Annotated in this window: 19 protein-coding genes, 1 pseudogene and 1 riboswitch; of the genes and pseudogenes, 15 read left to right on the forward strand and 5 right to left on the reverse strand. The window is 55.6% G+C overall.

The features are described from left to right. Positions 1 to 9 precede the first annotated feature (9 nt). The 6 genes from AAFJ72_RS06130 (at position 10) to AAFJ72_RS06155 (ending at position 7100) form a co-directional block, all read left to right on the forward strand. Positions 10 to 1398 carry a hypothetical protein gene (locus tag AAFJ72_RS06130; RefSeq protein ID WP_432776436.1) on the forward strand — a complete coding sequence of 463 codons (1389 nt, stop codon included), beginning with the start codon at positions 10 to 12 and terminating at the stop codon, positions 1396 to 1398. Positions 1399 to 1421: 23 nt separating this feature from the next. Continuing rightward, positions 1422 to 2834, forward strand: a complete 1413-nt coding sequence (locus AAFJ72_RS06135; protein WP_432777154.1) for an NAD-dependent succinate-semialdehyde dehydrogenase — start codon at positions 1422 to 1424, stop codon at positions 2832 to 2834. Between the two features lie 368 nt (positions 2835 to 3202). Further along, the gene (locus AAFJ72_RS06140) at positions 3203 to 3946 is read left to right on the forward strand and encodes a metal ABC transporter ATP-binding protein (RefSeq protein WP_432776437.1); all 744 of its coding nucleotides are present in this window, start codon (positions 3203 to 3205) and stop codon (positions 3944 to 3946) included. Further along, a complete protein-coding gene (locus AAFJ72_RS06145) occupies positions 3946 to 4806 on the forward strand; it encodes a metal ABC transporter permease (protein WP_432776438.1) in 861 nt (286 codons plus the stop codon). Before AAFJ72_RS06140 ends, AAFJ72_RS06145 begins: the two co-directional genes overlap by 1 nt. A gap of 12 nt (positions 4807 to 4818) precedes the next feature. Beyond that, the gene (locus tag AAFJ72_RS06150) at positions 4819 to 5766 is read left to right on the forward strand and encodes a metal ABC transporter substrate-binding protein (protein ID WP_432776440.1); all 948 of its coding nucleotides are present in this window, start codon (positions 4819 to 4821) and stop codon (positions 5764 to 5766) included. 614 nt (positions 5767 to 6380) lie between these two features. Further along, positions 6381 to 7100 (forward strand): YebC/PmpR family DNA-binding transcriptional regulator, encoded by a 720-nt coding sequence (locus AAFJ72_RS06155; protein WP_122904852.1) that lies wholly within the window; start codon positions 6381 to 6383, stop codon positions 7098 to 7100. A gap of 355 nt (positions 7101 to 7455) precedes the next feature. Here the strand turns inward: AAFJ72_RS06155 and AAFJ72_RS06160 are convergent, their stop codons facing one another. Beyond that, positions 7456 to 8406 carry an ABC transporter substrate-binding protein gene (locus AAFJ72_RS06160; RefSeq protein ID WP_432776441.1) on the reverse strand — a complete coding sequence of 317 codons (951 nt, stop codon included), beginning with the start codon at positions 8404 to 8406 and terminating at the stop codon, positions 7456 to 7458. A 268-nt stretch (positions 8407 to 8674) separates the two neighbouring features. Then, positions 8675 to 8779: riboswitch (glycine riboswitch) on the forward strand. Positions 8780 to 9116: 337 nt separating this feature from the next. Here AAFJ72_RS06160 and AAFJ72_RS06165 point away from each other — a divergent pair. From AAFJ72_RS06165 to purU, 4 genes and pseudogenes are all read left to right on the forward strand, one after another. Next, positions 9117 to 9563: pseudogene (locus tag AAFJ72_RS06165) on the forward strand (serine dehydratase beta chain); the annotation flags it as partial. Position 9564: 1 nt separating this feature from the next. After that, positions 9565 to 10437, forward strand: coding sequence for an L-serine ammonia-lyase, iron-sulfur-dependent, subunit alpha (sdaAA, locus tag AAFJ72_RS06170; RefSeq protein WP_432776442.1), 873 nt, complete (start codon positions 9565 to 9567; stop codon positions 10435 to 10437). A gap of 22 nt (positions 10438 to 10459) precedes the next feature. Further along, the gene (gene gcvH / locus AAFJ72_RS06175; protein WP_432776443.1) at positions 10460 to 10849 is read left to right on the forward strand and encodes a glycine cleavage system protein GcvH; all 390 of its coding nucleotides are present in this window, start codon (positions 10460 to 10462) and stop codon (positions 10847 to 10849) included. 70 nt (positions 10850 to 10919) lie between these two features. Next, positions 10920 to 11795: a formyltetrahydrofolate deformylase gene (purU, locus tag AAFJ72_RS06180; RefSeq protein ID WP_122904858.1), complete on the forward strand. Its 876-nt coding sequence runs from the start codon at positions 10920 to 10922 to the stop codon at positions 11793 to 11795. Between the two features lie 80 nt (positions 11796 to 11875). Here purU and def read toward each other — a convergent pair whose 3' ends face one another. Together def and AAFJ72_RS06190 are read right to left on the reverse strand one after the other, a co-directional pair. After that, positions 11876 to 12394 carry a peptide deformylase gene (gene def, locus AAFJ72_RS06185; RefSeq protein ID WP_122904859.1) on the reverse strand — a complete coding sequence of 173 codons (519 nt, stop codon included), beginning with the start codon at positions 12392 to 12394 and terminating at the stop codon, positions 11876 to 11878. A 27-nt stretch (positions 12395 to 12421) separates the two neighbouring features. Then, positions 12422 to 12664 (reverse strand): helix-turn-helix domain-containing protein, encoded by a 243-nt coding sequence (locus tag AAFJ72_RS06190; RefSeq protein WP_432776444.1) that lies wholly within the window; start codon positions 12662 to 12664, stop codon positions 12422 to 12424. Positions 12665 to 12862: 198 nt separating this feature from the next. On the opposite strand from AAFJ72_RS06190, the gene AAFJ72_RS06195 reads away from it, so the two are divergent. The 4 genes from AAFJ72_RS06195 to AAFJ72_RS06210 all read left to right on the forward strand — a co-directional run bounded on the left by AAFJ72_RS06195 (position 12863) and on the right by AAFJ72_RS06210 (position 17629). Beyond that, the gene (locus AAFJ72_RS06195) at positions 12863 to 14599 is read left to right on the forward strand and encodes an ABC transporter ATP-binding protein (protein WP_432776445.1); all 1737 of its coding nucleotides are present in this window, start codon (positions 12863 to 12865) and stop codon (positions 14597 to 14599) included. A gap of 1 nt (position 14600) precedes the next feature. Next, positions 14601 to 16445: an ABC transporter ATP-binding protein gene (locus AAFJ72_RS06200; RefSeq protein WP_432776446.1), complete on the forward strand. Its 1845-nt coding sequence runs from the start codon at positions 14601 to 14603 to the stop codon at positions 16443 to 16445. A 79-nt stretch (positions 16446 to 16524) separates the two neighbouring features. Then, a complete protein-coding gene (locus AAFJ72_RS06205) occupies positions 16525 to 16740 on the forward strand; it encodes a hypothetical protein (RefSeq protein ID WP_432776447.1) in 216 nt (71 codons plus the stop codon). Between the two features lie 58 nt (positions 16741 to 16798). Beyond that, positions 16799 to 17629, forward strand: coding sequence for a prohibitin family protein (locus AAFJ72_RS06210; RefSeq protein ID WP_432776448.1), 831 nt, complete (start codon positions 16799 to 16801; stop codon positions 17627 to 17629). A 56-nt stretch (positions 17630 to 17685) separates the two neighbouring features. On the opposite strand, the gene AAFJ72_RS06215 is transcribed toward AAFJ72_RS06210, so the two are convergent. After that, positions 17686 to 18075: a VOC family protein gene (locus AAFJ72_RS06215; RefSeq protein WP_122904865.1), complete on the reverse strand. Its 390-nt coding sequence runs from the start codon at positions 18073 to 18075 to the stop codon at positions 17686 to 17688. 220 nt (positions 18076 to 18295) lie between these two features. Here AAFJ72_RS06215 and hrpB point away from each other — a divergent pair, with 220 nt between their 5' ends. Then, on the forward strand, positions 18296 to 20809 hold the full coding sequence (hrpB, locus tag AAFJ72_RS06220; RefSeq protein WP_432776449.1) for an ATP-dependent helicase HrpB: 2514 nt from the start codon (positions 18296 to 18298) through the stop codon (positions 20807 to 20809). Positions 20810 to 20995: 186 nt separating this feature from the next. Here hrpB and bluB read toward each other — a convergent pair whose 3' ends face one another. After that, positions 20996 to 21697, reverse strand: coding sequence for a 5,6-dimethylbenzimidazole synthase (gene bluB, locus AAFJ72_RS06225; RefSeq protein ID WP_432776450.1), 702 nt, complete (start codon positions 21695 to 21697; stop codon positions 20996 to 20998). Positions 21698 to 21793: the final 96 nt, after the last annotated feature.

The raw sequence follows: 21793 nt of genomic DNA on the forward strand, positions 1-21793 counted from the left end.
GAAATCGGTATGAAGTGGAAGCAACGCAAAGCGGGTGAAGAAAGCCCGTATATTCCGGCCGGACCGTTCAAGATCCGGCTGCCATTTGTACACTATCGCTTTGAATGGCCCGATTATTTGCAAGGGCTGTTGATGTGTGCCGTCGACCTTGGCGCGATCACGCTGCTTGCCGACCATCTGGGCATGCCGTTTGAGGTGGGGCTTGCGGTTGTTATTTTGAATGGCTTCTTGTATTTGCTGCACCATCTTCTGGGCGATCCGGTCATTCCCGGCTGGATTACCCCGGCGATTCCGCTGATTGTGCTGTTCGTCGAGCAGTTCCCGGAAGGTCCGGACCGGGTGCACGCGCTGATTGCCTTCCAGTTGACGCTTGGGCTGTTATCGATTTTGCTCGGGATTACGGGACTGGCGAAGCGGGTCGTCAACTTTGTGCCGAATGCGATCAAGTCGGGGATTATTCTCGGCGCGGGGATTGGCGCGATTACCTCGATCTTTGAAACGGGCGGGAAGTTCGACTTGTTCCCGTACACGATTGCGATTTGTATCGGTTTTTGCTTTTATCTCGTTTTTTCCAAACATTTTGAAGGATTAAAACAAAAAGGAAAAGGGTGGGCCTTACTCGGCAACCTGGGGATTTTGCCTGCGATCTTGCTGGCGGTGTTCGTCGCGCCGATTTTCGGGGAGGCGAAGTGGCCGGACATTCAATGGGGCTTTAGCCAGCCGGACTTCGCCACGCTCTGGTCACAGTACACCGTCTTCGGTCTGGGCTTGCCGTCGCTGTCCTTTTTCATTACAGCGATTCCGGCTGTGTTCGCCACGTATCTCGTCGTCTTTGGCGACGTGTTGAAGACGAAAGCGCTTTTGTCCGAGTCAGACCAAGTGCGGCTCGATGAAAAAGTCGACTACAATCCGGATCGCGCGCACATGATTTTTGGCGGACGGAACATGCTGATGAGCCTGATCGGGCCAGACATTACGATGTGCGGGCCGATGTGGGCAGCGATGCAGGTCGTGGTGGTGGAGCGGTTCAAAAAAGGGAAAAAAGCAATGGATTCGTTCTTCGGAGGAGCAGGATCGTTTCGCTGGGGCACAAATACAGGCTTATTGCTTTTGCCAATCGTCAGCCTGGTCCAGCCGATTCTCGGTGTCGCCGTCGCCCTGACCTTGCTCGTCCAAGGCTACGTCAGCGTGCGGATTGGCGTGATGCAGGCGCGCAGCCAGCGCGATCTGGGCATCGCCGGTGTCGTAGGGGCGATTCTCGTTATCAAAGGAGCAGCCATGGCGTTTGGTGCAGGAATTTTGCTGTGCGTCCTGCTGTACGGAAAAGAATGGCTAAGCGGTGAAAAGGAGAAATTGTTCACGGCCAATGAAAACGAGAAGGAGGAAAAGGCGGCGTGAAACAACAGGCATGGAACAAAGGCATGTATATAAATGGAGAGTGGGTGACGCTTGCCGCACGCATCCCGGTGCAAAACCCGGCGACCTTGGCTATCATCGGCAGCGTGCCGGACGCTTCGACGAAAGAAGCGAGACAGGCGGTAGATGCCGCGCAAGCCGCTTTTCATAGCTGGTCGAACACGACTGCCTATGAGCGCGCGGCTCTTCTGGAGCGCTGGCACCAGGCAATCGAAGCTCGTCTGGACGAGATCGCCTACGTCATGACGCTGGAGCAGGGCAAGCCGCTCGCAGAAGCAAGAGGCGAGGTCCAGTACGCGAACAGCTATATCAAATGGTACGCCGAGGAAGCAAAGCGGATTTACGGCGAGACGATTCCGGCATCCGCCATTTCCAAACGGATTCTCGTGCAGAAGCAACCAGTCGGTGTCGTGGCGGCTGTTACTCCGTGGAATTTTCCTGCGGCGATGATCGCGCGAAAAATCGCCCCGGCGCTTGCGGCAGGCTGTACGACAGTGGCAAAGCCAGCCGAACAGACGCCGCTGACCGCCTTGCTTTTGGCGGAGTGTGCCCACGAGGCCGGGATTCCGCCGGGCGTCATCAACATCGTCACCACCTCACAGGCAGCGGAAGTCGTCGATGTCTGGATGGATGATACGCGCGTGAAAAAGCTCACGTTTACCGGATCGACCCCGGTAGGCAAGCTGCTGATGCGCAAAGCGGCCGATACCGTGAAAAAGCTTTCTCTGGAGCTTGGCGGCCTGGCGCCGTTTATCGTGGCAGAGGACGCGAATCTCGACGCAGCGGTCAAAGGGCTGATGCAGTCCAAATTCCGCAACGCCGGGCAAACGTGCATCTGCGCAAACCGCATCTACGTGCACGAAGCGGTGAAGGAGCCGTTTTTGCAAAAGCTGACGGCGGCGGTGTCCGCACTGCGCGTAGGTCAGGGAACTGATGACAACGTCGAGATCGGGCCGTTGATTGACGAGCGCGCCGTGCAAAAAGTCCGGCAGCAAATTGACGACGCGGTCAGCAAAGGGGCGAAGCTCCACGGCAATCCGGTTCTCGCGGGAGCCACTGGCTACTTCATGAAACCAGTCGTGCTTTCGGATGTAACCGATGAGATGGTGTGCATGCAGGAAGAGACGTTTGGGCCGATCGCGCCTGTCAGCACGTTTTCCGACGATGAGGAAGTCATCCGGCGGGCGAATGCGACGCCGTACGGCTTGGCAGCATACGTTTTCACACAGTCGCTGGCGCGGGCGTTCACATTTTCGGAAAAGCTGGAGTACGGCATCGTCGGGGTAAACGACGGGGCGCCATCTGTCGCGCAAGCGCCGTTTGGCGGCATGAAGGAAAGCGGGCTTGGCCGGGAAGGCAGTCACCACGGCATCGAGGAGTATTTGGAAGTGAAGTATATTTCGCTGCAACTGGTGTAGCAAAAGCGAAGTGAATAATAAGAAGCACAGCTCGATAAATATGGGCTGTGTTTTTTCTGTTTTTGGATGATGGCGCGCGCGGTTTTTGTAGCGGCTCCGCTGCGGGAAAACGGCGGTGCGAAGTCCGGTTTCCCGGGCGAAGAATGAAAATGAGCATTGACAGCAGGATAAATATCCTTTAAATTTTGCATCAAGGAAACATTTTTATACACAAGCATATTATTTTGCTAAGGTGAATATTATTGGGCAACAACTACAATTTTGTGTATAAGCATATATGAGCCGGTCAGAGCGATTGTCCCGTGAACGCAACGGTCTGCTAGCAGCAAGAACGAGCACCAACGACTGGTGAATTTGGAGGGAATCTCATGAATCATGCGGTGTCAGTCAGGGAGCTTTTCGTCTCCTACTTTGGAGTCGAGGCAGTGCGGGATGTGACGTTTGACATCGAGCAGGGAAGCATGGTGGGCATCATTGGGCCCAATGGCGCGGGAAAGTCGACCATGATTAAGGCCATGCTCGGATTGATCGGAAAAGACCGGGGAGACGTCCTGTTTTACGGCAAGGACGTGAAGGAAGTCAGAAAGCAGGTCGCCTACGTGCCGCAGCGCAGCCAGATCGACTGGACGTTTCCGATCACCGTGCTCGATACCGTTCTCATTGGAACGTACCCGAGCGTCGGCTTGTTCCGATTTCCGAAAAAGAAGGAAAAGGCGTGGGCGATGGAATGCCTGCAGGAAGTCGGGCTTGCGGACTTCGCGAAGCGGCAGATTGGCGAGTTGTCCGGTGGGCAGCAGCAGCGCGTTTTTTTGGCGCGGGCACTGGCGCAAAAACCGGAGATGCTCCTTCTGGACGAGCCGTTTGTCGGGATTGACGTCGCCAGCGAGGAGACGATCATCCGGATTTTGAAGGAGCTGCAGTTTCAGGGCAAAACAATTGCGGTCGTCCATCACGATTTGAGCAAGGCGAATGCTTACTTCGATCAGCTGCTGCTTTTGAACAAGGAGCTTATCAAGTTCGGTGCTGTCGATGAAGTCCTGAATCGCGAGGTCATGGCGAAAGCGTACGCCCATCAGCTTCAATTTCTGGAGAAGGTAGAGGTAACGGCGTAATGGATTTTTTACAAGCAATCGGACAGTACGGATTTTTGCAAAAAGCTTTGTTTACATCGGTTGTAGTCGGCATCATCTGCGGGGTCATCGGCAGCTTCATTATTTTGCGCGGCATGTCGCTGATGGGGGATGCGATCTCGCACGCGGTTTTGCCGGGGGTTGCTCTCTCTTATGCGTTCGGAATCAATTTTTTTCTGGGAGCAGTCGCCACTGGCGTCCTGACGGCGATCGGAATCGGCTACGTCAGCCAGAACAGCCGGATCAAGAATGATACGGCCATCGGGATTTTGTTCACCTCGGCTTTTGCCCTGGGGATCATTTTGATTACACTGCAAAAAAGCAGTACAGACCTGTACCATATCCTGTTCGGGAACGTGCTGGCCGTCCGGCCGTCTGACATGTGGGTCACTGTCGGCATTGGCGTGATTGTACTCGTGGCCGTCTACGCCTTTTTCAAGGAACTGCTGCTGACATCGTTCGACCCGACGATTGCCGCCGCCTACGGTCTGCGCAACAATCTCATCCACTATCTGCTGATGACCTTGCTGACGATGGTGACAGTGGCGTCTCTGCAAACGGTCGGCATCGTGCTCGTAGTCGCCATGCTGATTACTCCGGCCGCTACGGCGTATTTGCTGACGGATCGCCTGTCGGTGATGATTTTTCTCGCTGCCGGCTTCGGGGTCATCTCTGCCATCATCGGCTTGTACTTCAGCTTTACCTACAATCTGGCATCGGGCGCGACGATTGTGCTCGTGGCAACGGCGCTGTTTTTGCTAGCCTTTCTGTTCTCCCGCAAGCACGGGGTTGTCTGGAAGTCCACTCGCGCCCGGCAAAAAAGAGTCGAGCTTTCAAAGTGAAGGAGGATTCGCATGAACAAATGGAATTCGTTTCTCGTCTTTCTCATCGCAACTGTCTTGCTCGCTGCGTGCGGTACTCCGCAAGACAAATCGGCCGAGCCCGGAAAATCGGGAAGCGACAAGCTGCAAGTCGTGACGACGTACTCGATTTTGTACGACATCGTGAAAAACGTAGGGGGAGATCGCGTCGAGATTCACAGCCTGGCTCCCGTCGGCTCCAACCCGCACGAATACGATCCGCTGCCAGCAGACGTCCAGAAAACAACGGATGCTGATGCCGTGTTCTACAACGGCCTGAATCTGGAAGCAGGAAACGCGTGGTTTGAAAAGCTGATGCACACAGCAGGCAAGTCCGGCCCGGATGCACCCGTGTTCCGCCTGAGCGAAGGCGTAGCCGCCAAGCATTTGACCAGCAAAGGCAAGGAAAGCGAAGAAGACCCGCACGCCTGGCTGGACGTGCGCAACGGCATCAAGTACGCAGAAAACGCCCGCGACGCCCTCGGCAAAATCGACCCGGCGCACAAGGAAACGTACGAGCAAAACGCAGCGGCGTACATCGAAAAGCTGCGCGCCCTGCACGACGAAGCCGTCAAGCAGTTCAGCCAAATCCCGCGCGAGCAGCGCGTCCTCGTAACGAGCGAAGGAGCGTTTAAATATTTTTGCGAAGCGTACGATTTCGACGCCGCCTACATCTGGGAAATCAACTCGGAAAACCAGGGAACGCCTGAGCAGGTCAGCCAGGTAGTCGACCTGATCCGTGAGAAAAAAATCCCGGCGCTGTTCGTCGAAACAAGCATCGACCCGCGCAGCATGGAAATGGTCTCGGCCGAAACCGGCGTGCCAATCGTCGGCAAAGTGTTCACCGACTCGCTCGGCAAACCAGGCGAAGACGGCGATTCGTACATCAAGATGATGGAGTGGAACATCAAGACGATTTATGAAGGGTTGACGAAAAAATAGATGACAAGCTTGGACGGTTCTCCTGTTGGAGATTGGCTGAGCAAGCAAGGAAATGGGGCGGATAGGCAGAATGTATGTCTAGCCGCCCATTTTTCATACAAGTAGAAACAGTGATTCAGGGACAAACAAGAGGAGACACCTTTTGCGATAGATTTTCATTCCATTATTCCGTCAATACAGATAAGTAGAGTGAACATAACTGTTGTCCTCTTTGTCGAGGTGAAAGCTACGTGTGAGAACACAATCAAAAAATTTTTTTCGATAGACCACCGCAAGCCGCTGACGAGGAAAGAGGAGAAATCCGCGACAGCTCTTTGGAATTCCAGCCGGGCAGTGAATCTCCCAGCAGGAATTCCAAGAAGCTCCCGCGATTTCTCCTCTTTCCTCGCCTCCGCAAAAGCCGCGATGAAGCCAAGAACAAGAGAATCGAGCAACACCAAACGCAACTGCCAAACAACGACAGTACCGATTAAGCACAAAAAGAAAGCTATACGTTTTTCACAAGGATTTTCTCGTAAAAAAACCCAAGATTGAGGTATAATAGTTGCGTGTAATTTTGGACTGCGGAGTCTTGTTAGCATTCAATCTGTGACGTTGAAAGAGAGTGGGAATTTATGGGTCGTAAGTGGAACAATATCAAGGAGAAAAAAGCTTCGAAAGATGCCAGCATCAGTCGTATATATGCCAAGTTCGGCAAGGAAATTTATGTAGCGGCCAAGCAGGGCGAGCCTGATCCAGAGTCGAACCGTGCGCTGAAAGTCGTCCTGGAGCGCGCCAAAACATACAGCGTACCGAAGGCGATCATCGACCGCGCAATCGAAAAAGCCAAGGGCGGATTTGAAGAAAACTACAGCGAGCTGCGCTACGAAGGCTTCGGACCAAACGGCTCCATGGTCATCGTGGACGCCTTGACCAACAACGTAAACCGCACGGCGTCTGAAGTGCGCGCCGCCTTCAACAAAAACGGCGGCAACATGGGTGTGACTGGCTCTGTAGCCTACATGTTCGACCCGACGGCAGTATTTGGCCTCGAAGGCAAAACAGCCGAGGAAGTGCTCGAAATTTTGATGGAAGCCGACGTAGACGTCCGCGACATTTTGGAAGAAGACGGGGCCGTCATCGTCTACGCTGAGCCGGAGCAGTTCCATGCCGTGCAGGAAGCGCTGAAAAAAGCGGGCATCAGCGAATTTACTGTCGCCGAGCTGACCATGCTCCCGCAAAACGAAGTGACGCTTTCCGCAGAAGCGCAAGCCCAGTTTGAAAAAATGATCGACGCTCTCGAAGACCTGGATGATGTGCAGCAGGTGTACCACAACGTCGATCTTGGAGAATAATTCAGTGTTGCAAGACCTTTGCTGCTTCGGTGGCGAAGGTCTTTTTCCTATGGCAAAATGGCAAAAAGAAAACCGCCTCCGAAAAGGAGACGGCATACATCGAGCTCGCTAGCTTTGAGGTGTTACCGATCACTGCGTGCGACGCATCTACCTCCAGTATGAAGTTAGAAGCTGTTAGCACTGTTGCGGTTTTCCTCTGTTCACTAGGTGATCGTGTAAATCATCCATGGCGCATCGCCTCCGTAGAAGACTACAGCCTTGTTTGAAAACACACCACCGAGCTCGATGAGTATAGTATGATCTGATTGACCGCTTTTATACACGCGAAATGCTTCAACTGTAAAGAGCAAGATGCTTATTTCAACAACCGCGCGGACAGCGCGTTCAAAAACGACTGGTTGCTGTAGGCGGTGCCTCCCGCCAATCCCGGGTTGACTGCATTTTCGTAGACCTGGCGGTTTTGAACCGCGCGCAGATTGCTCCATTCGCTTTGCTGTTTCAACTGCTCGAAAGCTTTGGCGGCGGCGGGATCGCTGCTTTTGTCGACCATGACAAACAAATAATCCGGGTCTGCCTGTGCCAGCTCTGCAAGGGAAAGCGGTACGGGCTCTTTTGCTTGCTCGACGACGCCTGGTGTCGCCAGTCCGAGATCGGTGTACAGCAAGTAGTTGTACCGCTCGTTTTTCGGATAGACGAGAAAAGCGCCTTCGTGAAACCATGCGGTCAAAACGATTTTGTCCTTGAGCGAAGCCAGCTTTTCACGCGTCTTTTCTATATTCGTCCGCACCTTGCTCACAATCGCATCGACGTTGGCGTCTTTGCCGCGCACCTCGGCAAGCAGCCGCAGATTGTCTTCCCAGTGCGCCCCGTTCGAGGAGACAGGGATCACCGTTGCCGCTGTTTCCAGCTTGCTGCGTTTTTCTGCGGACGTCTTGTCGGAAGTCAGGATGGTGTCCGGCCCCAAGGCGGCAAGATCGCCGACGTGGTCGATAATGTCCGCAGGGAGCTTCTGCGTATTTTGCGTAATCGCCGCGTATTCCTGCGGAAACGCCCCGTTTTTTTCGACCGTGGCGGCAAACGGCGGGATGCCTGTCAAAAGCGCATCTTCAAAGCTGCTGCGCGATTCAATAAAGGCGATTTGTTTGGTTCGTGCGGGGATTGTATAGGTGTTGCCCAAATACTGGATAGAACGTGTCGGCTTTGCGGCAGGATCGCCTGCGGCTTGTCCTCCTGGCCCGTTCGCACCGCATGCTGAAAGCAACAATAAAACAGCCGTTACAGGGATGGCCAGTAGCTTTTTATACATCCTTCGTCACTCCGATCGTACCTTGGTCTGTTAGTGGCATGAGAGGTCTTCCCAGTAAATTATAGGGTACCCGGATCGGGAGGGACTCCTTCATTCCTGAACTTTTTCAGACATTATGATGTCGGGCCTCCTTATAAATACATGAATGGAAAAGGGGGCGGCGTCAGCAGGTATAACAGACTGAATAATGGTTTTTTTCAGAATTGACATTGGCAGAGTGAGTATGCTTTACTAAAATCAATGATATGCAAGAAGTGAATAGTAGCGGATGATGGTTGTAGGAGAGACTAAACGAACGGTTTAGCACCGAAGGAGCAAGTCCCATAAAAGCCTTGGGATCAATCTCTCAGGTACCAGATACTACAAGCGGACGCACCTCTGGAGAGCGCTGACAAAGCCACCCAAGGGGAATACTCCTGGATCGCTTCAGGAGTTAAACTCTCAGGTAAAAAGGACAGAGGAAAGGTAGGGTATCGTCACTCTATCTTTCCCCTGTCCTTTTTTTCTGTGCAAAAGGATGGAAAGGTAGCGGTCGATGTTTTTCCACACGTTTCCAGGGGGCGATGTCATGAGCTTGCAGGAGCGCAACCAGTCTGCTGGACCAGAAGCTCGCAGTGAAGCAGTCAGGAGGGGCGACGATGGTATACAACAGCTGCTTTGACATTATCGGGCCGATCATGGTTGGCCCGTCCAGTTCGCATACGGCGGGGGTCGTGACGATTGGGAAGTTCGTCCACGACTTTCTCGGCGGCGGCATCGAGTCAGCCGAGATCGTGTTTTACGACTCCTTTTCGGAAACGCACAAGGGGCACGGGACAGACAAAGCGATCGTCGGCGGACTGCTCGGGCTGGACACGGATGACAGCCGCATCCGCGTGGCGCTTGAGCTGGCGGCAAAAAGAGGTGTTCGCCTCGCGTTCGAATGCCGGGGCGAGTGCCCGTATTACGACCATCCCAACACGCTGCTGGTCCGGGCGAAAACAGCCCGCGTTACGGCGGTCATCGGCGGTGTTTCGCTTGGCGGGGGCATCTCGAAAATTTTTTACGTCAACGAGTTCGCCGTCGACATCCCGCTGAACGCGCCGTACGACCTGAATGAGCTGCGAAACAAGCTTTGGCAAAAAACACGCTGTGAAGCTGTGGCAGGAGGTGCATAAGATGGACTTTGCCTCCATGGAAGAGCTGTTGGCTCTTTGTGAAGCGACGAACAAAAGCATAGCGGAAGTGATGGTGGCCCGCGAGAGCGCAAAAAGCGGCCGGCCGGAGCAGGAGATTGTCGAAGGGATGAAGCAGCGGCTGGTCAGGATGAAAGAGGCGATTGACCAGGGGGTAGCGGATCGCACGCTGGCGCCAAGCGGCATATCTGGCGGGGATGCCTACAAACTGGAGCGCTATCTGGAAAAAGGCGAGCAACTCACGGGGCAGATTGTCGGGGACGCGATGAAGTTTGCCTTCGCCACCTCGGAAATGAACGCGCGAATGGGAATCATCGTTGCGACGCCGACAGCAGGCTCGGCAGGGATTTTGCCCGGCTGCCTGTTTTCGTTGCATGAAAATCAAAAGTACACGTTCGAGCATCTGGTGATGGCGCTGTTCACGGCGAGCGCCATCGGCTATGTGATCGCCAACCGCGCCTTTATCTCGGGAGCGGCAGGGGGATGCCAGGCGGAAGTCGGCTCGGCGACGGCCATGGCTGCTGCGGCCATCGTCGAGACAAAGCAGGGAACGCCGCGCCAGGCCGTGCATGCTGCGGCCATCGCCTTGAAGTCCATGCTCGGCCTCGTCTGTGACCCGGTTGCCGGACTGGTAGAGGTTCCGTGCATCAAGCGCAATGTGCTCGGTTCCTCGCTCGCCTTTTCCGCCGCCGATATTGCCCTGGCCGGGATCGAGAGCCAGATTCCGTGCGATGAAGTGATCGGGGCGATGTACGAGATTGGGAAAAAAATGCCGCGTGCTTACCGCGAAACCGCGCTGGGCGGCCTGGCCGTCACGCCGACAGGCTCAGCCGTCAAAGAGAGAATCATGAAATAAAACGATACGGAGGAGAGTAGACATGAGTAAAGTTGTAGAAAACTGGCTGTACAGCAAGGAGCACGAGTGGGTAGAGGTGCTCAGCGAGACGCGCGTGCGCGTAGGGATTACCGATTTTGCCCAAAGTCAACTGGGGGACCTCGTGTTTGTCGAGCTTCCGCAGGTGGGTACCGAAGTGGTCGCCAATCAAACCATGGGCACGGTAGAGTCGGTCAAGGCCGTATCGGACCTGTTTTCGCCAGTCAGCGGCAAAGTCGTGGAAGTAAACAGCGAGCTGGAAGACAGCCCGGAGATCATCAACACGGATGCGTACCAAAAAGGCTGGATGATTGTCGTGGAAATCAGCGACCCGAGTGAGCTGTCCGAACTGCTTACTGCCGAACAGTACGCCGAATTTGCCTTGGAGGAATGAGCGTAAATGCTCCCGACGGATTGGGCAGTCTATGGGAAAGGGAAAAGCATCCAAAACGGGAGGAACCTATATGAACCAAGAGCCTGCAAAAAACGAAAATCGGGCGATCCTGCTCATTTCGTGCCCGGAGCGGCTGGGCATCATCTCGGCCGTCTCCAACCTGCTATTCAGCTACAAAGCGAACATTGTGCAGTTCGACCAGCATACGACAGACCCGCGCGACGGCATGTTTTTCATGCGCATTTTGTTTGATCTGGAGACGCTGTCCGAATCGTTCGGACAACTTGAGCAGGACCTGGCGAAAATGGCCAAGGATTACCCGATGGACTGGCGGCTCAGCAAAGAAAGCCAGAAAAAGCGCATGGCGATTTTCGTCTCGAAAATGGACCACTGTCTCGTCGAATTGCTCTGGCGCGTCAAGTCGCAGGAAATCCGCGTGGATATACCCATGGTCATCAGCAATCATCCGGACGCAAAAGAGACGGTGGAAGCGTACGGAATTCCTTTTTACCACATTCCGCTCACTACCCAGAGCAAGGAAGAGGCGGAGCGCAAGGCGCTGGAGCTGTTGCAGGGCAACGTCGACTTCATCGTCCTGGCCAGGTACATGCAAATTTTGTCCCCGCGCTTCATCGCGCATTACCCGAACCAGATTATCAACATCCATCATTCGTTTTTGCCCGCGTTCATCGGGGCCAATCCGTACAAACGCGCCTTCATGCGCGGCGTAAAGCTGATCGGGGCGACTGCCCACTACGTCACCAACGATCTGGACGAAGGGCCGATTATCGAGCAGGACGTCATTCGCGTCAACCATCGCTATACCGAGGAAGATTTGAAAGTGGCCGGCCGCCACGTCGAGCGCAACGTCCTGGCCCAGGCGATCTCCTGGCACGTCGAGGACAAAGTGATTGTGTACGGGAACAAGACGATTGTGTTTGCGTAGCTTTCACACGCCGAAAGACGCCAAAAAATCCACCTTGCATCGTCAGGTGGATTTTTTGGCGTTTTGCTCCTTCGTGCCGTTTACAATTGCTTTTTCGTCAACTGCCAAACGTCCATGAGATTCACTTTGCGCTTCGTCTGGTCGTTGTACAGCTTGTCCCCCTCGATCCGGTCCACGAACAGCACGCCGTTCAAATGGTCGATCTCATGCTGGATACAGCGGGCCAAAAAGCCTTCGCCCTCCAGCGTGAACGTTTCGCCCGCACGGTTTGCGCTCTGGATTTTCACGTACTGGGCGCGTTTCACAATGCCCGAGTACCCGGGAAAAGACAGGCATGCTTCCGGCCCGATCTGCTCCCCGTCCATCTCCAAAATTTCCGGGTTAACCAGTTCGATTAGCCCGTCTCCGCAATCCATGACGATCACGCGCTTCAAAAAGCCGACTTGCGGCGCGGCCAGCCCTGCCCGCCCTTCCTTGGCGTAGAGTGTCTCCGCCATATCATCCAACAGCTTGCCCAGCCTGTCATTAAACTCGGTGACGGGCTTTGCCGTTTTGCGTAAAATCGGATCTCCAAAAGGGAGGATTGTTTTTACTGCCATCTGCTTTCTACCTCCAAAGTATGCAAGTTACGTCTCTTTCTTTTGTGAGGGTGGGGTGTGCACCCACAGATCGTTCGGCGTGCATTCCAACGCCGTGCATAGCGCATCCAGCGTGTCGGCCTTCATTTGCTTCGGCTGGCCGTTGAGCAGCGCGCTGATCGACGGAGCCGAAATCTCATAGCCCGCCTTCTCCTTCAAGAGACGTGCGAGCGCTGCCCCGGACCAGATGCCTCTGTCAGCCATTACTTTCCGTAACATCCAGACAAGCATGCCTTCCCGTTCCCCCTCTCCTTTTGCCAGTCGGCAAGAAAATTAGGCACTGCCTAACATTTTTAGCTAATACCTAATATAACGGATTGGAAGAAAAAAGCAAGAGGCAACAAGACGGCGACTGCTTTTTGCCGCAACTCCCCGCGTGACTTTTTTCATGCCAGCAGGTATCGTGGAACGTAGAGGTGAGGTGAACACATGCGGTTTTATCGAAAATACATAAAGAAATACGGCGTGCTGGCGAGCATCACCATTATCTTTTTGATGGTGGAGGCGCTGTGCGATCTGTTTATGCCGACGATCATGTCGCGGATTATCGACATCGGCGTGGCGCAGCGCGACATGGATTACGTGCTGAAAACCGGGGGACTGATGCTCCTGATTACGGCCGTTGGCGCTGTCGCCGCCTCCATGCGCAACGTGTTTGCCAGTTATGTGTCGCAAAACTTCGGGTCGCAGTTGCGGTTTGATTTGTTTGCCAAGGTGCAGTCCTTGTCGTTTGACAGTCTCAACAAGTTCGACCGGGCATCGCTTGTCACCCGCCTGACCAATGACGTCAATCAGATCCAGATGTTTGCCAACGGGATGATGCGCATTTTCGTCAAGGCGCCGCTGGTGTGCATCGGGGGACTGTTCATGGCGACGCAGCTGAACCCGGATTTGGCGGTCGTGCTCGCTGTCGTCGTGCCGATTGTCGGCTTGCTGATCTTTTTGAATCTGAAAATCGGCTTTCCGCTGTTTCTCAAGGTGCAGCAAGCATTGGACCGGGTAAACGGAGCGATGCGCGAATATTTGGCGGGGGTGCGGGTCGTCAAGGCGTTCAACCGCTTTGATTTCGAGGTTGGCAAGTTCACGCGGGCCAACGAAGAGCTGCAAATGAAGTCGCTGTCTGCAACCCGCGTCATGTCCGTGTTCAGTCCGGCGATCATGCTTGTGGTCAACCTGGGGATTGTCGCCGTGCTCTGGCTGGGCGGCCTTGGCGTGGAGCAAGGAAATATCCAGGTCGGCCACATTATCGCGTTCATCAACTACATGACACAAATCTTGTTTTCCCTGATGATGATCTCCATGGTATTCAACATGTTCGTGCGGGCCAGAGCGTCGGCAGGGCGGATCGCCGAAGTTTTTGCCGAGGAAAACCGGATGAACTGGAAAGAGGACGCAGCACTTGGCCAGGAGCCGGGGGAAGAAAAAGGCCGGATCGACTTCGATGAGGTCAGCTTTTCGTACGAGGGCGAGGATGGACAGCCTGTGTTGAAGCGTATTTCGTTTTCGTGCCTGCCGAAAGAGACAGTGGGAATCATCGGCTCGACCGGATCGGGGAAAAGCAGCCTGGTCAACCTGATTCCGCGCTTCTACGATGTGACGGCAGGGACGGTTCGCGTAAACGGCCGGGATGTCCGCGAGGTTGATCCGGCCAGGCTGCGGGAAAAAATAGCGATCGTTCCGCAAAAGACGACGCTGTTTACGGGAACCGTGCTGGAAAACATTCGCTGGGGCAAGGAGGATGCCACGGAGGAGGAAGTGGAAGCAGCGGCCCGGATGGCGCAAGCCCATGAGTTTATTGCAGCGACACCGGAAGGCTACCAGACGCGTGTCGGCCAAGGCGGGGTCAATTTTTCCGGCGGGCAGAAACAGCGCATCTCCATCGCCAGGGCGTTGGTGAAAAAGCCGGAGATTCTCATTCTCGACGACAGCACGAGCGCGGTCGACGTCGCGACGGAAAGCAAGATCAAGGAAGCGTTGCAAACCTATGCAAAAGACCTGACCTGCATCCTGATCGCGCAGCGGATCACCTCAGTGATGGATGCCGACAAGATCATCGTGCTCGACGACGGAGAGGTCGCCGGAATTGGCACGCATGAAACGCTGCTCGCGACGTGCAGGGTTTACCAGGAAATCTTTACGTCGCAAATCGGCAAGGAGGTGAGCTAGGATGAGCAAGCAGCAAAAAGAACTTCCGGTTTTTGCTCCCGGTCCGGGCCGCGGCTTCAGACATGGCGGAGCGCGGGGGCCGGTGAGCAAGCCGAAAAACTTTTCCGCTACGTTAAAAAGACTCTGGCAAGCGTTCGGACGGGAAAAAAGATGGCTGCCGCTCGTGTTCGCCATCGTCTGCGTAGACGGTTTGCTGATGCTTTCGGCCCCGTACCTGATCGGAAAGGCAATCGACGCAATGACAGGCATAGAACAGTCGTTCAGCTTTTTGTCGATCATCATTCTCGCGTTGCTCGGCTCGTACATCGCAGACGGAGCCTTGACGTTTTTGCAGGGCTGGCTGATCGCGGGCATCACGCAGCGGATCGTGACCAACATGCGGCAAGCTTTGTTTGAAAAGCTGCAAAAGCTGCCGATTGCCTTTTTCGACTCGCGCACGCACGGCGAGCTGATGAGCCGCCTGACCAACGATATTGACAACGTCAGCAACTCGATCTCGCAGTCGACGACACAGTTGATGTCCGGGGTCATCGCAATCGCCGGATCACTGGTGATGATGCTCGTGCTATCACCGATCCTCACGCTCGCCTGCCTGATTACGGTGCCGCTCGTCTTTTTGCTCACCCGTACGATTGCGAAGCGAACCAGTGTGCTGTTCAAACATCAGCAAAGCGAGCTGGGCAAGCTGAACGGTCACATTGAAGAGACGATTTCCGGGATTCAGGTCGTCAAGGCGTTCAACCACGAGGAAAAGGCGATTGCCGACTTTGCCGCGATCAACGACAGGCTGTGCAAGGTCGGAATGAAGGCGCAAATCTGGTCGGGCTTTTTGATGCCGATTATGAACGTGATTAACAACCTTGGCTTTGCAGTCGTGGCGATTGTCGGAGGGATACTGGCAGTCAAAGGGATGATTACCGTCGGGGTGATCGCCAGCTTTCTCAGCTATTCTCGGCAGTTTGTCCGCCCACTGAACGATCTTGCCAACATTTTCAACGTGCTGCAATCCGGCGTTGCGGGCGCGGAGCGGGTGTTCGAGGTGCTGGATGAGCGGGAGGAAACGCTCGATGCCCCTGACGCCGCTGTGCTCGCGCAGCCAAAGGGACACGTCGTATTCGACCGGGTGAGCTTCGGCTATCGCCCCGACCAGCCGATTTTGCAAAACGTCAGCTTCGAGGCGCAGGCGGGAAGCATGACGGCTCTGGTCGGTCCGACGGGTGCGGGCAAAACGACCATCGTCAATTTGCTGACGCGTTTTTACGATGTGACAGAAGGAACGATCTACCTCGACGGCAAAGACATCCGCGAATACACGCGGGACAGCCTGCGCAGGAGCTTTGGCTTCGTTTTGCAGGACACGTATCTGTTTTCCGGGACGATCAAGGAAAATATCATGTACGGCAAGCCTGACGCGACAGACGCCGAGGTCGAGGCTGCGGCGAAAATGGCGCATGCCGATGTGTTCATCCATCGGCTGCCCAAGGGCTACGATACGCAGCTGACGGAAAACGGCGGCAATTTGAGCCAGGGGCAGCGTCAGCTTTTAGCGATTGCCCGCGTGATTCTCGCCCGCCCGGCGATGCTGATTCTCGACGAGGCGACGAGCAGCATCGACACGCGGACAGAGCTGATGATCCAGGATGCGCTTGCAAAGATCATGGAAGGACGCACGAGCTTTGTGATCGCACACAGGCTCAGCACGATCCGCGACGCCGATACGATCATGGTCGTGGATCGCGGGGAGATCGTGGAAAAAGGCAGCCACGACGATCTGCTCGCGCAAAAAGGAGTGTACTACCAGTTGTTTTACAACCAGTTCAAAAACTTGTACGCCGCATCATCCTGATTCAGCCCCCGCGTTGTACGGCCACGCTCTCGTTCAGCCTCATGTATGTGCAAGGAACGAAAGGAGTAGAGATGATTCGATGACCATTGGCGGTTTTCAAAGCGGCTTTTCGGCCAGAAAAGTGCCGCGCTCGGAAGTGAAGTGGGAGCAGTTTCTCATCTGCAGCCACGGCTGCGAGGAAGTCATCCAACTGATTTCCCACGTATCCGGCGAGGTCGAGTTTGAACTGTGCAAAATCGAGGCTGAGCGCATGGGGAAGGTGCTGCTTGCGGCAGCAAAGACAGAAAGTAGTTGAAACTTGGCGTCTGCTGACCCGTATGTATAAACGAACAGATAAAAAGGGGAGGCGGAACATGAACGACAACAACGTAGTGAAAATGAATCCGTTCCAAGCCGGGGGAAAGCTGCTCACAACCATTCTCGTCCTTGCCGTATTGGTCTTGCTCGGGACCCAATCGTTCACGATCATATCTGCGGGGCATAGCGGTGTTGTGCTGCAGTTGGGTGCGGTACAGCCAAAAGTATTGCAGGAAGGCATGCACTTTAAAATTCCTTTTATCCAAACCGTCATTCCGATGGAGGTACGGGTACAAAAATCCGAGTCGAGTCAAACGTCTGCTTCGCGTGACCTGCAAACCGTCTCGACGACTATCGCGGTCAACCACCATCTGGACAGCGAAAACGTCAACAAGCTGTACCAGCAGGTAGGGCTTGAATACAACAGCCGCATTGTCGACCCGGCGATCGCCGAAGCGCTGAAAGCGGTCACGGCGCAGTACACGGCAGAAGAATTGATCTCCAAGCGCTCCGAGGTGAGCAGCAAAGTCAAGGAAGCGCTGCGGCAAAAGCTGTCTGCCTACCACATCATTCTCGATGAGATCAACATTCGCGAGTTTACGTTCAGCGATGAGTTTAACCGCGCAATCGAGTCGAAGCAAATAGCGGAGCAGCAGGCGCTCAAATCGAAGCTCGACCTGGAGCGGATCAAGATCGAAAAGGAACAGGAGATCACGCGCGCACAGGCACAGGCCGAAGCGCTGCGCCTGCAAAAGCAGGAGGTCACACCGGAGCTGATTCAGCTCAGACAGATCGAAGCGCAACTGGAAGCGATTCGCAAGTGGGACGGCAAGCTGCCGAACGTTACAGGCGGCGCGACTCCGTTCATCAACGTCGGAAACCAGTAACGACAGCAACGAAGACCATCCGGGCCGAAAATCAGCCGGATGGTCTTCGTTTTGCTTTAGCGCGTACTCTCAAACAGTTCCAGCCATTCGCCGTCCGGACCGCGGAAAAACATGTAGCGGGAGCCGTTGGGCAGCGTCGTGATCGCTTCGTCGATGAAGGAGACGTCAAGCTGTTTCAGCCGCTCGATCTCGGCTTCGAGGTTATCTACCGCAAACGCGAGATGATGCACCTTGCCTTCCTCCGGCAGCGCGTCGTTGTAGCCGTGAATCAGCTCCAGCTCGGTTTCTGTGCTGCCTGGAAACCCGAGAAAAGCAAGCGTAATAATCTGATTGGAATGCACGAGTGTCCCTTTCAGCTCCATGCCGATCACTTTCGTGTAAAAGGCGATGGACGCTTCCAAATCTTTGACCATCAGCCCGACGTGCTCGATTTTTTTGATTGCCATGCGCAATATCGTCCTTTCTCTGACAAGCTCGTTTTCTTTATTTTAGAAGATTTTTTGCGAAAAGTCTGCCTATCTCATGCTGCTTGCAGTTCGGAGGTATGACTTGTGCCGATGGCTTCCATGGCATGGGGGGATTATTCAGTCATTTCGCAATTTCGTTTCCTGGCCTGCCGATCGTGTATGATGGTTACAGAATGGTCCGGACAAGAGGTGGAAAAAGATGAAGGCATTGCCGATCGATGCAGTATTGCCGGAGCTGACCGCAGCGCTCGCCAAAAGCAGCAGCGCCGTCCTGGTCGCCGCTCCCGGAGCAGGGAAAACAACCAGGGTGCCGCTCGCTTTACTGGAGCAGGCATGGCTATCTGAAAAACGCATTCTCATGCTGGAGCCGCGGCGGCTGGCAGCGCGGGCGGCTGCGGACTACATGGCGCGGCAGCTTGGCGAGCAAGTGGGCGAGACGGTAGGGTATCGGGTCAAGCACGATACGCGAGTCGGCCCGCGCACGCGAATGGAAGTGATAACCGAAGGAATATTGACGCGGATGCTCCAGGACGATCCCGAACTTGCAGGTGTCGGCCTGCTCATTTTCGACGAGTTTCACGAACGGAGCCTGCATGCCGATCTGGGACTGGCGCTCAGCTTGCAGGCGCAAAGCCTGTTTCGCGAAGACTTGCGCATTCTGGTCATGTCGGCGACACTGGCGGCGGAGCCTGTCGCCCGCCTGCTGGGGGATGCTCCTGTCATCGTGAGTGAAGGCAGAGCGTTTCCCGTCGAGACGCGCTTTTTGCCGAAGCCGTGGACGGGCGCGGTCGAGGAAGCAGTCACCCGTACCGTTTTGTCTGCATTGGCGGAGGAGGCAGGGGATGTGCTCGTATTTTTGCCGGGAGCCAAAGAAATTCGTACGACACAAACTTTGCTGGCCAAAAGCGGGCTCGCTGCAAACGTGCGCGTCTACCCGCTGTATGGGGCGCTGGCACAGCACGAGCAGGATGTGGCGATTCAACCGGGCCGAGCGGGCGAGCGAAAAGTTGTGCTCGCCACCTCGATTGCGGAGACGAGCCTGACCGTTGAGGGGGTGCGAATCGTGATTGACAGCGGTTGGAAAAGGCTGCCGCGCTTTTCTTCGCGCACCGGGATGACGAGGCTGGAGACGGTTCGGGTGTCGCGGGCGGCTGCCGACCAGCGTAGAGGGAGGGCAGGCAGGCTTGAAGCAGGTGTCTGTTACCGACTGTGGACAGAGCAGGAGGACCGGATGCTTGCAGCGCACGAGCCGCCGGAAATCACAGAAGCAGACCTCGCCTCGCTCGCCCTGGAGCTGGCAGCCTGGGGCGTGAACGATGTAGAGGAACTGCAATGGCTGGATGTTCCGCCAAAAGCCGCTTTGGCCCAGGCGCGGGAGTTGCTTCAGCAACTGGGGGCGCTGGACGGGCACAGCCAGATTACCGCACACGGCAGAATGCTGGCCGGGATGGGGCTGCATCCAAGGCTTGGGCACATGATTCAACAAGCGGGCAAGCTCGGGCTTGGAGAGCTGGCCTGCGAACTGGCCGTGCTGCTGGAAGAGCGGGAAATCGTCCGGGGCCGAGCGGCTTTTGCCGACGCGGACATCAGCGCGCGGGTAGAGCTTTTGCGGCTCGTCGCCGGAAAAAAAGGCGGGACACGCGCTGTTGCGGAAGGACAGGTGGATGAGGCGCTCTGTCGGCGGCTGTGGAGCGAAGCGGCGCAACTCAAGCGGCAGTGGGGAGGCGCGAGTACGGTTGAAAACGTGGCGGACATAAGCCAGACGGGCAGGCTGTTGGCCTTTGCCTACCCGGACCGGATCGCCCAGCGCCGGGGAGACGGGCGATACTTGCTGCGAAATGGCCGCGGCGCGGCGTTTGCGGTTGAACAGCCTTTGGCTTTTGCCCCGTATGTAGTCGCGCCGCTGTTGGACGATCAGGGAGCGGACAGCCGGATCATGCTCGCCGCAGCGGTGGAGGAAAGCGACCTGTACCGCGACTGGTCCGGGCAAATCACGGAGGAAACGTCTGTCTGGTGGGACCGTTCCGCTCAGGCGGTGCGGGCGCGTACGCGAAAAAAGCTCGGGGCATTCGTCTTGCAGGAGGTGGCGGCAGAAGCGGAAGCCGATGCGGTGCTGCAGGCTCTGCTTACGGGCATTCGGACGGAAGGGCTGGAGCTTTTGCCGTGGAGCCGTCACGCCCGCCAGTTCAGAGAACGGCTGCAGTTCATGCACAGCATTTTGCCGGACTGGCCCAGGGCAGATGACGAAGCCTTGCTCGACACGCTGGAGGAATGGCTTGCGCCGCATGTGTACGGCATGCGCAAAAAAGACGATCTGCAAGAGCTGTCCATGACTGCGGTGCTGGAAGGAATGCTGAGTTGGGAAGAGCGACAGCAGCTGGATGAGTACGCACCTACGCATATCACCGTTCCAAGCGGCTCGAAAATCGCTGTCGACTACAGCGACCCTGCCGCGCCGTGCCTGTCTGTTAAGCTGCAGGAGCTGTTCGGCTGGCACGATACACCGCGCATCGGCCGGGGCAAGGTGCCGCTGACGCTGCACCTGCTCTCCCCGGCACAGCGTCCGGTGCAGGTGACACGAGATTTGGCCAGTTTTTGGCAGCAGACGTACTTCGAGGTGAAAAAAGACTTGAAAGGGCGCTATCCGAAGCATTACTGGCCGGACGATCCGCTGGCCGCGATCCCGACGAACCGGGTGCGCCCGCAGAAATAGTCCATTAGGGCTTTACGGGCCTGCCGCTTTTGTAGAGATCGGACCAGAAAAAGCCGACGGGCGCAACCAGGCTCAGGGCGATATTTCCCAACTTCCTAGTTCCATGTGCGCAAGTCGGCTGCAAACTGAAACTTTCACGCGCTTTGCGTCCGTCAAGAACATGACGCGATTCACGTACTACCCTCTCTATTTTCTTGGGGCTGCCTCTTCATCGGGCAGTCCTTTTTGTTTGTCGGAAGCGCTGTTTCCCCAGCGACCGCGATAGATCAACTGCTGCAGGTCCTCCCGCTTTGCCCATTGGTGTATTTCCAAAAGCGGCCGATCCGGGTAATGATCGGTATAGCCGATGGACAACAGCGCTACCGGATCGATGTGCGGCGGGATGTTCAGGATGCGGCGGACGTCCGCCTTTTTGTAAAAGCTGACCCAGCCCATCGCCAAATCTTCCGCGTACGCTGCGAGCCACATGTTTTGGATGGCACAACTGACGGACATGATGTCTGTCTCGGGAATCGAATTGCGCCCGAGCACGTGATCGCCGCCGCGTGTCGGGTCGCAGGTGACGCAGATGGTGAGCGGCGCTTCCATGATGCCTTGAACTTTCAGTGCGAGAAAAGCGGCTTCGCGCCCTGTTCCTTCGTAGTGGATGGCGAGGGCGCGCCGCTCCTTGTCCGCACAGTCAGCCAGCGCCTGCTTGGTCGGCTCGTCCTCTACGAGAATAAAATTCCACGGCTGCATGAATCCGACGGAAGGAGCGTGATGGGCAGCGGCCAAAATCATGGAAATTTTTTCAGGCGGAATCGGATCAGGGCGAAACGTGCGTATATCGCGACGATTGCTGATAGCCTTGTACAGACCGTTTTTTTCTTCCGGAGTCAAACGTTTCATGAATCAAACCTCCCTGTTAGCTACGGCTTCCTTCATTTTATCGGTGTGCAAGCTCATGTACTAGACATTTGCTTGACATATTCATGTCCTACGCTA

The organism is Brevibacillus gelatini (genome assembly GCF_050920745.1).
Classification (GTDB): domain Bacteria; phylum Bacillota; class Bacilli; order Brevibacillales; family Brevibacillaceae; genus Brevibacillus; species Brevibacillus gelatini.